At 46.3% G+C, this 12,986-nt stretch carries 12 protein-coding genes; 9 read left to right on the top strand and 3 right to left on the bottom strand.

Annotated features, from left to right (window positions below; all coding sequences use genetic code 11):
• Nucleotides 1–26 precede the first annotated feature (26 nt).
• The 6 genes from ribBA to L4C35_RS08395 all read left to right on the top strand — a co-directional run bounded on the left by ribBA (nt 27) and on the right by L4C35_RS08395 (nt 6,024).
• Nucleotides 27–1,130 carry a bifunctional 3,4-dihydroxy-2-butanone-4-phosphate synthase/GTP cyclohydrolase II gene (gene ribBA, locus L4C35_RS08420; RefSeq protein ID WP_428462466.1) on the top strand — a complete coding sequence of 368 codons (1,104 nt, stop codon included), beginning with the start codon at nt 27–29 and terminating at the stop codon, nt 1,128–1,130.
• A 210-nt stretch (nt 1,131–1,340) separates the two neighbouring features.
• A complete protein-coding gene (gene ribH, locus L4C35_RS08415) occupies nt 1,341–1,811 on the top strand; it encodes a 6,7-dimethyl-8-ribityllumazine synthase (RefSeq protein ID WP_062691029.1) in 471 nt (156 codons plus the stop codon).
• Complete coding sequence (nusB, locus tag L4C35_RS08410; protein WP_428462465.1) at nt 1,811–2,281, top strand: transcription antitermination factor NusB; 471 nt, start codon at nt 1,811–1,813, stop codon at nt 2,279–2,281. Before ribH ends, nusB begins: the two co-directional genes overlap by 1 nt.
• A gap of 60 nt (nt 2,282–2,341) precedes the next feature.
• Nucleotides 2,342–3,316, top strand: a complete 975-nt coding sequence (gene thiL, locus L4C35_RS08405; protein ID WP_428462464.1) for a thiamine-phosphate kinase — start codon at nt 2,342–2,344, stop codon at nt 3,314–3,316.
• Between the two features lie 3 nt (nt 3,317–3,319).
• Nucleotides 3,320–3,805 carry a phosphatidylglycerophosphatase A gene (gene pgpA, locus L4C35_RS08400; protein ID WP_428462463.1) on the top strand — a complete coding sequence of 162 codons (486 nt, stop codon included), beginning with the start codon at nt 3,320–3,322 and terminating at the stop codon, nt 3,803–3,805.
• Nucleotides 3,806–3,957: 152 nt separating this feature from the next.
• Nucleotides 3,958–6,024 carry a hypothetical protein gene (locus L4C35_RS08395; RefSeq protein WP_428462462.1) on the top strand — a complete coding sequence of 689 codons (2,067 nt, stop codon included), beginning with the start codon at nt 3,958–3,960 and terminating at the stop codon, nt 6,022–6,024.
• A 109-nt stretch (nt 6,025–6,133) separates the two neighbouring features.
• Here the strand turns inward: L4C35_RS08395 and dxs are convergent, their stop codons facing one another.
• The 3 genes from dxs to xseB are packed head-to-tail and all read right to left on the bottom strand — an operon-like array spanning nt 6,134 to nt 9,158.
• Entirely contained in the window at nt 6,134–7,996 is a 1,863-nt protein-coding gene (dxs, locus tag L4C35_RS08390; protein WP_428462461.1) for a 1-deoxy-D-xylulose-5-phosphate synthase, read from the bottom strand.
• A 24-nt stretch (nt 7,997–8,020) separates the two neighbouring features.
• Nucleotides 8,021–8,923, bottom strand: coding sequence for a (2E,6E)-farnesyl diphosphate synthase (gene ispA, locus L4C35_RS08385; RefSeq protein WP_428462460.1), 903 nt, complete (start codon nt 8,921–8,923; stop codon nt 8,021–8,023).
• On the bottom strand, nt 8,916–9,158 hold the full coding sequence (gene xseB, locus L4C35_RS08380; RefSeq protein WP_048898139.1) for an exodeoxyribonuclease VII small subunit: 243 nt from the start codon (nt 9,156–9,158) through the stop codon (nt 8,916–8,918). The genes ispA and xseB overlap by 8 nt, the downstream gene beginning before the upstream one ends.
• Nucleotides 9,159–9,364: 206 nt before the next feature.
• On the opposite strand from xseB, the gene pomA reads away from it, so the two are divergent.
• The 3 genes from pomA (at nt 9,365) to thiI (ending at nt 12,828) form a co-directional block, all read left to right on the top strand.
• Nucleotides 9,365–10,126 carry a flagellar motor protein PomA gene (pomA, locus tag L4C35_RS08375; protein WP_428462459.1) on the top strand — a complete coding sequence of 254 codons (762 nt, stop codon included), beginning with the start codon at nt 9,365–9,367 and terminating at the stop codon, nt 10,124–10,126.
• Between the two features lie 12 nt (nt 10,127–10,138).
• Nucleotides 10,139–11,065: a flagellar motor protein MotB gene (locus tag L4C35_RS08370; protein ID WP_428462458.1), complete on the top strand. Its 927-nt coding sequence runs from the start codon at nt 10,139–10,141 to the stop codon at nt 11,063–11,065.
• Between the two features lie 314 nt (nt 11,066–11,379).
• Entirely contained in the window at nt 11,380–12,828 is a 1,449-nt protein-coding gene (gene thiI, locus L4C35_RS08365) for a tRNA uracil 4-sulfurtransferase ThiI (protein ID WP_428462457.1), read from the top strand.
• Nucleotides 12,829–12,986: the final 158 nt, after the last annotated feature.

The raw sequence follows: 12,986 nt of genomic DNA, 5'->3' as shown, positions 1-12,986 counted from the left end.
CGGCTTTCTAAGTTAAGGAGATTAAGATGGCTTTAAGCAGCGCAAAAGAAATTATTGATGACATTCGCCAAGGTAAAATGGTTATCTTGATGGATGATGAAGATCGCGAGAATGAAGGTGATCTGATTATTGCAGCGGAAAAAATCACCCCAGAAGCAATCAACTTCATGGCAACCAATGGCCGTGGCTTGATTTGTCTTACGCTTACTCAAGCGCGTTGTCAGCAGCTTAACTTGCCATTGATGGTTCAAGAGAATACAGAGCAATTTAGCACTAACTTCACAGTATCGATTGAAGCTGCGCAAGGCGTGACAACGGGGATCTCAGCCGCAGATCGCTCACGTACGGTTGAAGCGGCAGTAGCTGCCAATGCTTCTGCTGCTGATATTGTGATGCCTGGCCATATTTTCCCATTAATGGCGCAAGCGGGTGGCGTATTGTCACGTGCTGGCCATACCGAGGCGGGTTGCGATATCGCACGCCTTGCTGGCCTTGAACCATCGAGTGTGATCGTTGAAATTCTTAATGAAGATGGCACCATGGCGCGTCGCCCTCAACTTGAAGTGTTTGCTGAAAAGCACGGCTTAAAACTGGGCACGATTGCGGATCTGATTGAATACCGTAATAACAACGAAACCACCATTGAGCGTATTGCTGAGTGTAAGCTACCGACCGAATTCGGTGAGTTCGATATGATCACTTACCGTGATACTATCGATAACCAAGTACACTACGCATTGCGTAAAGGTGATGTACAAGCCGATCAACCAACAGTGGTTCGTGTTCACCTACAAGATACGTTTAAAGATATCCTTCACTCAGGTGCAACCCAATGGACGCTACCAAGTGCAATGCAACGTATTGCCAAAGAAGGTGGTGTTTTAGTGGTGCTGAGTAAGCAAGAAAGCCAAGAAGCTGTTATTGCGAAAGTGAAGAGTTTATCAGCCGACAGCGCAGGCCAACCAAAAGTGAAATTGAATCCAAAAGATCAATCTCGTCAGGTGGGGGTGGGTTCGCAGATTTTATCTGATCTAGGTGTATCTAAGATGCGTCTGCTATCATCAAGCACACAACGTTACCACTCGCTATCTGGCTTTGGCTTAGAAGCAGTCGAGTACATTTGTGAGTAACCTTCACCATTAAGGTTATGGCCTTATTGAGTAAATAATTGTTTTACTCAGTGAGGCCGTTAAGTTTATTGGTTCCTTTGTTTGTAGAGAACCAATAACAAATTTTCATCAATAATGAGATTCCACCGTTTGACCGTAGCGACCTTGCTACGAAGTGTGGTAGACTCCCGCGGTTTCTCAAACCGGAAAGACATAGTCACAGGAAGGCCCATGAAGGTAATTGAAGGCGCCATCGCGGCACCAAATGCAAAAGTTGCTATTGTAATCGCTCGCTTCAACAGCTTTATTAACGAAAGCCTACTTTCAGGCGCATTAGATGCACTGAAGCGTCAAGGTCAAGTTAGCGAAGACAATATCACTGTTGTTCGTTGCCCTGGTGCATACGAACTACCATTGGTTGCACAGCAAGTTGCTAAAAGCGATCGTTACGACGCGATTATCGCGTTAGGCTCTGTGATCCGTGGTGGAACCCCACACTTCGATTATGTTGCCGGTGAGTGTAATAAAGGTTTAGCGCAAGTCGCTCTTGAGTTTAATACTCCAGTTGCGTTTGGCGTTCTAACTGTCGATTCTATCGAACAAGCCATCGAGCGTGCCGGTACCAAGGCTGGTAATAAAGGGGCAGAGGCTGCACTTAGCGCGCTTGAAATGGTAAATGTTCTGTCCCAAATTGAATCCTAATGGGGGTTAATGTGAAACCAGCCGCACGTCGTAATGCACGTCAGTTTGCTGTGCAAGCTATTTATTCTTGGCAGATTACTAAAGGTAATGTTGCTGATATCGAACTTCATTTCCTATCTGGCGATAAGTTTGAAGAAGAAGAACATCAAGCAGAGGCGCCAGTACTTGCTGCACCACACAGTGATGTAGAATACTTCCGCGACCTACTAACAGGTGTTGTTCTTAACCATCAAGAACTTGATAGCAAAATGCGACCATACCTATCTCGTCCATTACAAGATTTGGACCAGATGGAACTCGCATTGCTTCGTCTATCTATGTACGAAATGGTTAAGCGTGAAGACGTACCTTTTAAAGTGGTTATCAACGAAGCTATCGAACTTGCAAAAATGTTTGGTGCTGAAGATAGCCATAAATTTGTGAACGGTGTACTTGATAAAGCGGCACCAAGCCTTCGCAAAAACAAATAATCGATTCTGATTATAAGAGGCCAGCTTAGCTGGCCTTTTTTCTTTCTAAGTGATTGTATTATGGCTGGAAATGAATTTGATTTGATCGCTCGTTATTTCGAGAAACAAGCGGTTGAGCGTCGTGACGTCGACCTTGCCATTGGCGATGATTGCGCGTTACTCACAGTGCCAGAAGGTTGCCAACTCGCCGTTAGCACCGATTCTTTAGTGGCAGGCACCCACTTTCTTGCTGGTGCAGATCCTAAATGGGTCGCTCATAAAGCATTAGCATCTAACCTGAGTGATTTAGCGGCAATGGGGGCTACCCCTGCTTGGGTGTCGTTGGCCCTGACTATGCCTGAGCCTGATGAAACTTGGCTCGATGGCTTTTGCCAAGGGTTCTTCGCGTTGGCTGAATATTTCAATGTTCAGTTGGTGGGCGGCGATACTACCAAAGGCCCACTGAGTATTACCCTAACCGTTCATGGTTTTATTCCCCAAGGCCAAGCTTTAACCCGTAGTGGTGCGAAAAGTGGTGACTGGGTATATGTGACGGGTAACTTGGGGGATAGTGCGGCAGGGCTGGCGTATATTCTCGGAGAGCGTGAAGATGCAGGTTCAGCATTAGCCGAGACTTTAATTGAGCGCCATTACTTGGCTCAACCCCGCGTTCTTGCTGGCCAAGCGTTGCGCGGTATTGCTTCGGCTGCACTCGATATTTCTGATGGGGTGGTGTCTGATTTAGGCCATATTCTTAAGCGCTCTGGCCTTGGGGCTATCATTAATGTTGAGCAACTGCCATTGTCTGATGCCTTGCTTCAATTTGAGCCCGACTTGGCGAAAGCTCAACAGTTAGCGTTAACCAGTGGCGAAGAGTATGAACTCTGTTTTACCGTACCAGAAGCCAATCGCGGTGCGGTGGATGTCGCACTTGCACATACTGGTGTTACAGCAACTTGCATTGGTCAGCTTTATACGGGACGTAATGTTACGTTACAATCAGCAGGTGAAGCCATTGATTGGCAGTTACACGGTTATGATCATTTTGCGGAGTAAAGTTTGACCAACCCAAAAGAACACATTCAGTTACGTAACCCGTGGCACTTACTAGCAACAGGTTTTGGCAGCGGCCTTTCACCTGTTGTGCCTGGTACTATGGGTACAGTCGCAGCGATCCCTTTTTATATGCTAATGACCCAGCTTCCTTTTGCGGTGTATTTAGCGATCACCTTTATCGCTGCGATTGTTGGTATTACGATTTGTCAGAAAACCTCAGACGATATGAAAGTCCACGATCATGGCAGTATTGTGTGGGATGAATTTGTGGGCTTTTGGATCACCATGGCAATCGCACCAGCATTAAGCTGGGAGTGGGTGTTGACGGGGTTTGTGCTATTTCGCTTTTTTGACATGATCAAGCCTTGGCCGATCAGCTGGTTGGATAAACATGTCCATGGCGGTTTTGGCATAATGGTTGATGATGTATTAGCTGGCTTTATGGCGATGATTTCGTTATGGGGCGTAGGGCATTGGCTCGGCTGGTAAGTATTCACAATACACACTATTTCAGAGGCCGCTTATTGTTGTAAGCGGCTTTTTTATTATTTACAACAGTATAAGTCATTGTTCGTCTAAGCTTAATTCTATGCCTGCCTTATTTTGAGCGAGGTGGGTGTTTTGATATAAGGCAGAGTGCAATGACGAAAAATGGGTTCGCGGTTGTAGTAAGTCTTGTCGGTTTAATAAGTGCAATTGCGCAGGCGCAAGTTTATCCCTCGACAGGCACCGGTTGGGTGTTACCTGGTAGCTGGGAAGCACCTTTAACTACATCAAAATTCGATACGCTTGCCGATGTGAAGCGCTGGGAAGCGCAGCATGCTGATATCGTGTTTGGCAGCATGCAAAATAAAACCATCAATCAACAGCTGATCAGTATGGGGTATATGTATAGCCAGAAGCTGGATTGTAAGCCGAGTAAGCCATCATCATGGCTCAGTCAGCATGCGCAACTGGCTGGGTTGGAGTTCGAAGACCTCTTTTTGCATTTCGCTGAAGACACGCAACTTGAAGCCACTTCAATTAGCCAAGGGCTAAATTATTTACTTGAGGGGCAAGCCTTTCATCTTATTCTTATTCGAAATGGCAATTATGCTACGGCGCGCTTACCGCTGAATTTGCAGCCTAATGATGAGCTGGTGGTGATCTCGTCATACCCTTCAAACTCGCTTGTCATTGAAGCTGATATCGCACCTAGAGTGGAGCAAGCCATTGCATTACCCAGTCCAAGTGAAGGGATCGCCCAGTGGCAAGCGGTTCATAGTGATTGGCAACGCGTACAAGGTACGTGGCTAGGCTCAGTTGAGGTTCAACACCCTTGGCAAAGTGCCTCGGCAAGGATTGAAGGGCGAGAACTGAATACCGGTAAAAAAGCCCTTAGCGGCGGTTTGCAAGTGTGGATGCTGAAACTGAACTGGCAAGCAGAGAGTAAGGTGGAGAAAGTTGCGTTTAAACCTTGGCTTGATTATCAAGATCAACGCTTGGTGATACCGGGCTGGGATGCAGAAAATGATCGTAACCAAGATGGGTTTGTCAGCGATCAAGAATTTTACTCACGTAAAAACTTTAAGGCCAGTGCGCGTTTTCGTCATCAAGCGCGCTTGATCCCTGCGGGACATATGTGGCCGGGCACTTGTTGGTATCGCGTGAATTTTGGCAATAAATTGCTCAATGATTTGCATGCTAAGTGGTATCGCTATGATTGGGAGCTGCAAGGTCTAAGCGGTGCTTATAATGACGATATGGCAAAGCTGCTGGGCAGTAATCAATTTACTGTCGATGCGGGGGGGCAGCTGCAAGAGTTACCATTCAAGGCGGGGAATGATGAAGCGTCGTTGTATTACGCCAAGCAAATGGCCGCTTTTTTAAAGCAGGTGAAAACCCTGACTCAAACCCATTGGTTAGCGGCAAATATCTCGGAGCTAAATTTATGGCATTACGATGGCTGGCCAAAAGAACTGCGTAATGTTGTTGATGTCTGGCTGCGAGAGCATTATTTAACGCCGGCGATGGGCTTAGATCGACTCTATCGCTATTGGGACAGTTTTGCTCTGGCTAAGCTTGGAGATAAAAGCCTAATCATGGCCTCGATGAAAGGTGGTCGAATTCAGATTGCGCCATTATTGCCCGCGGCTTGGCACCAAGATATCGAAACAGGCCTGGCGCTCTATTATCTTTTCAATATCCCTCAGCAGACTTACTATCACAGTTGGAATGCGGGTTTCTATTACGGTAGTGGTAATACCGATGATAAAAACTGGTATCGCCAAGGCGTGCCTAAAAATTGGGTTTATCAGCCAAGTGCGATGTTAGAGGTCGATATTGGTCAACCAAGCCTCGTACCGAAAGGCCACCGAGTTGTTTATTGGCGCAATAAGACCAAAGATATTGATATTAAGGCGAAAACATCCAGTGCTATGCTTGGCGATATTGGCGTAGTACCCGCTAACTGGTTTTGGTTATACCGCTCAGGCTGGGGTAGCAACTTTCCTCGTCATGGTGTGATTGCACGGCAATATACAAAAGGACTCGTGGTTTATCGTGCCATGGACGAGCCCAATAATTCTGCCTTTATGCAGACCGAGCCATTAAGGGTATCGTTGCCAGGGGATTATCGTCGCGTGATGTCTGATGGTACCTTAGGAGAGCCGATACGTTATATTGAACTTGGTGGTTATGAAGGGGCTGTGCTTAAAAAAGTAGAGTAATTTTATATAGCAGATATAAAAACGGACTTCAGCGAAGTCCGTTTTTTAATACTATGTAGCAAGCATGTGCATACCAGCTAGATAGCAAACTAGGCGATCAATTTGATGATCAAGCCATGTATTCACGAATTTGACGTTCTATGCCTTGGCCATCAATACCCAATAGTGCATGCAATTCATGCTGGGTACCTTGTTCGACAAAGCGATCGGGTAGGCCAATGTTTAATACAGGTTTCAAGCATTTTGCTTTCATCATGTACTCAAGCACACCGCTACCGGCACCGCCTGCAATAGCATTTTCTTCAACCGTCACAAGAACATCGTGAGTAGCTGCAAGCTCTTGAATTAAGGTTTCATCAAGGGGCTTAACAAAACGCATATCGGCAACGGTGGCATTTAAGTTTTCTGCCGCTTCTAGGGCATAGCTTAACGTGGTACCGAAGTTTAGAATTGCAATTTTCTCGCCTTGGCGACGAACAATCCCTTTACCAATTTCCAGTGCCGTCATCGCTTTTTCTGGAGCAATCCCCGTACCACTACCGCGAGGGTAGCGCACCGCACTTGGTCCTTGATGTAAGTGACCAGTGTAGAGCATTTGGCGACATTCATTTTCGTCACTTGGGGTCATGATGGTCATATTTGGAATACAACGCATGAAGCTCAAATCAAATGCACCTTGGTGAGTCTGACCATCGGCACCGACTAAACCGCCACGGTCGATAGCAAACATCACGGGAAGATCCATAATGGCCACATCGTGGATCAGTTGATCATAGCCACGCTGTAAGAAGGTCGAGTAGATTGCAACTACTGGATTATAGCCACCAATTGCCATGCCCGTAGCGAGCGTTACCGCATGTTGCTCAGCAATCGCCACATCAAAGTATTGGCTTGGGTACTCTTTCGAGAAGCGTACCATACCTGAACCTTCACGCATCGCAGGCGTAATCGCCATAAGCTTGTCATCTTGCTCTGCCATATCACACAGCCAGTCACCAAAGATATTGGAGAATGTCGGCTTAGCATTTTTGGCTTTTGGTAGCGGATTCTTAGTTAGATCAAACTTAGGCACGGCGTGATAGTTGATTGGATCCGCTTCCGCAGGTGCATAACCTTTGCCTTTTTTGGTCATAATATGAAGGAACTGCGGCCCTTTAAGGTTACGCATGTTTTTCAATGTTTTGACCAGCTCTTCGACATCGTGACCATCGATAGGGCCAATGTAGTTAAAGCCGAGCTCTTCAAATAAGGTGCCAGGAACAACCATGCCCTTGATGTGCTCTTCTGCGCGTTTCACCAATTCTTTAATCGGTGGCGCACCCGATAGCACTTTCTTTCCGCCTTCACGGATGGTGCTGTAAAGATTGCCAGACAGTACACGTGCCAGGTGATTGTTTAATGCACCTACGTTTTCTGAAATTGACATCTCATTGTCATTGAGTACCACTAGCATATCGGAATGCACATCACCGGCGTGGTTCATGGCTTCAAACGCCATACCTGCCGTAATAGCACCGTCACCAATAACGCTGACCACTTTGCGGCCTTGACCTTCTTTTTCAGCAGCAATTGCCATACCTAGGCCAGCGCTGATGGAGGTTGAAGAGTGACCGACAGACAAGACGTCGTATTCACTTTCTTCGCGCCATGGGAACGGGTGAACCCCACCTTTTTGGCGGATAGTCGACATTTGGTCACGGCGACCCGTCAAGATTTTGTGCGGGTATGCTTGGTGGCCCACATCCCAGATCAAGTGATCAAATGGGGTATTGTAGACATAGTGTAGGGCGACAGTCAGTTCAACTGCGCCAAGACCAGAAGCAAAGTGGCCGCTGGTTTGGCTTACTGAGTTCAGTAAGTAGGTGCGTAGTTCGTTACATACCGCAGGCAAGCTGTCTTGCGGTAATAAGCGAAGCTCATCGGGCGTGTTCGCTAGAGCCAGATGAGGGTATTTTGAAATATCCAGTGTCATAACAGTTCGGCGCTTTTACTGATTTTAGTTATTGCGCTCGATGACATATCGGGCAAAAACTTCTAATTGTTCTGTATTGTAGGGGATCGCGTCCAGCGCGTGTAGCGCTTCTTGATAAAGTTGTTGTGCTTTTTCTTGTGCACCAGCTAAACCAAGTAAAGCAGGATAAGTGCTTTTTTCCAGCTCAAGATCAGAACCTTGTGGTTTACCTAACGTTTCAGTATCACCAATTACATCAAGAATGTCGTCTTGTACTTGGAATGCTAACCCTACAGCTTCGGCGTATTTGTTCAGTTGTGGCAAAATAGCCACGCCTTTTTCACCCGCGGCCAATGCGCCTAGGCGAATGGCGCAGCGAATTAACGCACCAGTTTTCTTCTTGTGAATGGTCTCAAGTTGCGCTAAATCAACGCGTTGACCTTCGGCTTCAAGATCCAGCGACTGGCCCAAACACATACCTGCTGCGCCAGAAGCGCGCGCAAGTTCTTTGACCATAGTAATACGTTGTGGCTCTGCATTTGGATTTAATTGACCATCAGCCAAAATTTCAAAGGCCAAGGTTTGCAGTGCGTCGCCTGCTAAAATCGCAATGGCTTCGTCAAATTCGATATGACAGGTCGGCTGGCCACGACGGAGTTCATCATCGTCCATCGCGGGTAAATCGTCGTGGATCAATGAATAGGCGTGGATACATTCAACAGCCGCAGCTGGTGCATCAAGATCGTCAAGCGAAGTGCCAAGCATTTCCCCTGTCACATAGGTCAGGAAAGGGCGCGCGCGCTTTCCACCCAGTAACGTTCCATGTTTCATCGCTTTAAGGAGCGATTGATCTGAATGGGGTTGAGCCGCTAGCCACGAAGCTAGTTGCTGATTACTTCGTTCTTGAAAGAACGTCAGAGACTGTGACAGAGAAAAAGTGTTATTCATTATGGGTATCAAATTCGGTCAGAGGCGCTTCGTCATCAGCTTGAAGCAAAATATCGACACGTTGTTCTGCTTGAGTCAGTTTTTGTTGGCTATTACGGGCAAGGGCAATACCACGTTCAAACTTTTTTAGCGCATTTTCAAGTGAAATGTCGCCAGATTCGAGTTCAGCGACAATCGAATCAAGTTCATCAAGTGCGTCTTCAAACGCCATATTTTCGGGTTTTTTAGCTGCCATAAGAGTTTCACTATTTTGAAAGTGCAGGAAAAATAACGTAGTGACTGGGTAGCGTCAAATTATCGCACATCAATGTGTGTGTCAGAACAGTAATTTTCACCTTTTCACTTATCTGCGCTAAATCAATTTTGGAGGGTGCCGATACAGTAGTTGTTCGGTAGAATACATTGGTTTTTAGCAACGCGTCGTAAGTTGGAGAGTTTCTGGTGGATTTGGCAACCCTTATAGGCTTAATCGGGTCTTTTGCTTTTATTATAATGGCAATGGTACTCGGTGGCAGCATCGGTATGTTCATAGATACACAGTCAATTTTGATTGTTTTCTGTGGTTCTTTGTTCGTGGTATTGATGCAATACAGTATTGGACAATTTTTTGGGGCAACCAAGATTGCTGGCAAAGCCTTCATGTTCAAAACTGACGTGCCTGAAGATCTGATTGCTAAAATCGTTGAAATGGCGGATGCCGCCCGTAAAGGGGGATTCCTTGCATTAGAAGAAATGCAGGTCGAAAACTCTTTTTTACGTAAAGGGGTAGACTTGCTGGTGGATGGCCATGATGCCGACGTCGTGCGTTCTGCCCTGCAAAAAGACATAGTGCTTACCAATGAACGTCACGAACAAGGTATCGGCATCTTCAAAGCGCTAGGTGATGTTGCACCTGCGATGGGGATGATCGGTACACTGATCGGTCTGGTTGCCATGCTATCAAACATGGATGATCCCAAATCTATCGGTCCAGCGATGGCCGTTGCACTTTTGACAACGCTATACGGTGCGGTATTTGCCAACATGGTCAGCCTGCCTATTGCCGCCAAACTGACGTTGCGTAAAGACCAAGAAAAGCTAAATAAAATGTTAATTTTGGATGGCGTACTCGCGATCCAAGATGGCCAAAATCCACGTGTTATCGACGGTTACCTGAAAAACTACCTCAATGAGAAGAAACGCTCATTTGATCCTGAAGGGTAAAAGGGACGCAAGATGGAAGAAGAATGCAAATGTCCCCCCCCGGGGTTACCAGCATGGATGGGCACCTTCGCTGACTTGATGTCATTGTTGATGTGCTTCTTCGTACTGCTGCTGTCGTTCTCTGAAATGGATGTGCTGAAGTTCAAACAGATAGCGGGCTCAATGAAGTTCGCATTTGGTGTTCAGAACATGCTTGAAGTGAAAGACATCCCAAAAGGCACCAGTGTTATTGCCCAAGAGTTTCGTCCTGGTCGCCCCGAGCCAACACCGATTGAAGTGATCATGCAGCAAACCATAGACATGACGCAGCGCTCGCTTGATTTTCACGAAGGTGAATCTGATCGTGCGGGCGGTACTCAGCGTGATGCAGGTAAGCTGACCGGTGGTCAGACGGCTGAGAAAGCGACGCAAGATAACCAAAACAGTGAATCTGAAGAAAGCCCATCACAAGCGCAATTACTTGAAATGCTCAAGCAAGCACTTGATCGCGAAATTGATGATGGGGCGATTGAAGTGGAAAACTTTGGTCAACAAGTGGTGATTCGTATTAAAGAAAAAGGGGCATTTCCTGCGGGCTCCGCGTTTTTACAACCTAAGTTCCGACCTTTAGTGCGCCAAGTTGCTGATTTGGTTCGTGATATACCTGGCGTGATCCGTGTCTCAGGCCATACCGATAATCAGAAATTGGACTCTGAGCTATATCGCTCTAATTGGGACTTATCTGCCCAGCGTGCTGTGTCGGTTGCGCAGGAGATGGAAAAAGTGGAAGGCTTTGATCATAAACGCCTGCGTGTGGTGGGCTTAGCCGATACCGCGCCACTGAACAAAAACAAAACCGAAGAAGAACGTCGCGCCAACCGTCGAGTCGAAATTTCGGTCATGCAAGGTAAGCCGCATTATTCAGATGCAGTTTCGAGTGTTCCCCAGCCCCAACCATAGCCCCAACCATAGCCCCAACCATAGCCCCAACTATCACTCTCACGTCATCAACTTGATGGCGTGAGGTTGAACCCCTAGATAATCCTTACTAAGGTATTACTACCATTGCTGACAACGTGGTGCCGTATGAGGCTGCTTTAGGTCGTCTTGTTCGGTTTGCCCCCACTTTGATAGCGGTCACATTCTTGAATGCAGCTCAACAATCTTTAAATCAATGGATTATTCGTTGAGTAACCGTCTCTGCTGGTTTCAGCGACAGCGAGCTTGCTGTATAATTCGCGCCTTTAGTTTGGCCCTGTGTAGCGAAGCGTGTTATGAAATTTATCGTAAAACCCCATCCAGAGATTTTTGTAAAGAGTGAGTCTATTCGTAAGCGCTTTACTAAAATCCTAGACAGCAACATTCGCATTATCCTTTTGCGTTTGACTGATACTGTATCGGTTGTCAATCGCCGTACTTACATTGAAGTCACGGTAAAAGACGAGACGATTCGCGAGCAGGTACTTGCAGCGTTAACGCAAACCTCTGGCATCCACCATGTATTAGAAGTGAATCAAACTGAATTCACCGATATGCATGATATCTACGAGAAAACGTTAAAGTTAGTGCGCGAAGACCTTGAAGGTAAAACCTTCTGTGTACGTGCAAAACGTGTAGGTAAGCATGACTTTACCTCGATCGAACTTGAACGTTATGTCGGCGGTGGTTTAAATCAAGCCATTGAATCGGCAAAAGTTAAGCTGAAAAAACCCGATGTTACAGTCAACATCGAAGTTGAAAACAATATTCTTAACCAAGTGCTTGCGCGTCATAAAGGCCTTGGTGGTTTCCCTATGGGAACGCAAGAGGATGTATTAAGCCTTATCTCTGGTGGTTTCGACTCAGGCGTATCTAGCTACTTGCACATCAAGCGCGGTAGTAAAGTGCATTACTGTTTCTTTAACCTTGGTGGCCCTGCACACGAAATTGGTGTTAAGCAGGTTTCACACTTCTTGTGGAAAAAGTACGGTTCTTCAGCCAAAGTGAAATTTATCTCGATAGATTTTGAACCTGTAGTGGGCGAGATTTTAGAGAAAGTTGAAAATGGCCAAATGGGCGTGGTACTGAAGCGTATGTTCATGCGTGCCGCAGGCCAAGTCGCTGAACGTTTTGGTATTCAAGCGCTAGTAACAGGTGAAGCATTAGGTCAGGTATCAAGCCAGACGCTGACTAACCTGCGTATGATCGATAACGTGACAGATACCTTGATTCTTCGTCCGCTGATCAACTGGGACAAAGAAGACATTATCAATGTTGCGCGTGATATCGGCACGGAAGAATTCGCGAAAACCATGCCAGAATTTTGTGGTGTGATCTCGAAGAACCCAACCGTTAAAGCATCAAAAGCTAAGCTTGAAGTCGAAGAAGCGAAATTTGATTTCACGATTTTAGATCGTGTGGTGACTGAGGCGCGTGTCATGGATATTCGTGATATTGAAAAAGAAAGCCAAGAACAAGCACCTGAAATTGAATTAGTCGATCAAATCGATAAAGGCGCGATTGTCCTTGATATTCGTAGCCCAGACGAAGAAGACGAAAGCCCGCTTGTGATTGAAGGTGTTGAAGTTCAGCACTTACCTTTCTATAAACTAGCGACTAAGTTTGGTGATCTACCACAAGATAAAACCTACTTGCTGTACTGTGATCGCGGTGTAATGAGTCGTCTGCAAGCACTGTACTTACAAGAAAATGGCTTTGCTAACGTGAAAGTATATCGCCCTTAACGGTAGGCTGTTCGATGAGTTAATTGCGACTTAGCGAGCGACTTAGTGGTTATGATAAGCAAATAAAAAGAAACCCAGCAACTTGCTGGGTTTTTTATTGCCTGGGCTTTAGTAAGCGATGATTGCTACTGGGCCTGCAATCGAATAAGACAAGGTCG

The sequence above is a fragment of the Photobacterium kagoshimensis genome (assembly GCF_050337045.1).
Lineage (GTDB): Bacteria > Pseudomonadota > Gammaproteobacteria > Enterobacterales > Vibrionaceae > Photobacterium > Photobacterium kagoshimensis.
The sequence above is the reverse complement of the archived record's forward strand: the minus strand, read 5'-3'. Positions and strand labels throughout refer to the sequence as shown.

Bases quoted from the DNA above. Each gene is read 5' to 3' on its own strand.
- xseB (WP_048898139.1), bottom strand. From the start codon at position 9,158: ATGGCAGCTAAAAAACCCGAAAATATGGCGTTTGAAGACGCACTTGAT.
- L4C35_RS08395 (WP_428462462.1), top strand. From the start codon at position 3,958: ATGACGAAAAATGGGTTCGCGGTTGTAGTAAGTCTTGTCGGTTTAATA.
- dxs (WP_428462461.1), bottom strand. From the start codon at position 7,996: ATGACACTGGATATTTCAAAATACCCTCATCTGGCTCTAGCGAACACG.
- ribH (WP_062691029.1), top strand. From the start codon at position 1,341: ATGAAGGTAATTGAAGGCGCCATCGCGGCACCAAATGCAAAAGTTGCT.
- thiL (WP_428462464.1), top strand. From the start codon at position 2,342: ATGGCTGGAAATGAATTTGATTTGATCGCTCGTTATTTCGAGAAACAA.
- L4C35_RS08370 (WP_428462458.1), top strand. From the start codon at position 10,139: ATGGAAGAAGAATGCAAATGTCCCCCCCCGGGGTTACCAGCATGGATG.
- nusB (WP_428462465.1), top strand. From the start codon at position 1,811: ATGGGGGTTAATGTGAAACCAGCCGCACGTCGTAATGCACGTCAGTTT.
- thiI (WP_428462457.1), top strand. From the start codon at position 11,380: ATGAAATTTATCGTAAAACCCCATCCAGAGATTTTTGTAAAGAGTGAG.
- ispA (WP_428462460.1), bottom strand. From the start codon at position 8,923: ATGAATAACACTTTTTCTCTGTCACAGTCTCTGACGTTCTTTCAAGAA.
- ribBA (WP_428462466.1), top strand. From the start codon at position 27: ATGGCTTTAAGCAGCGCAAAAGAAATTATTGATGACATTCGCCAAGGT.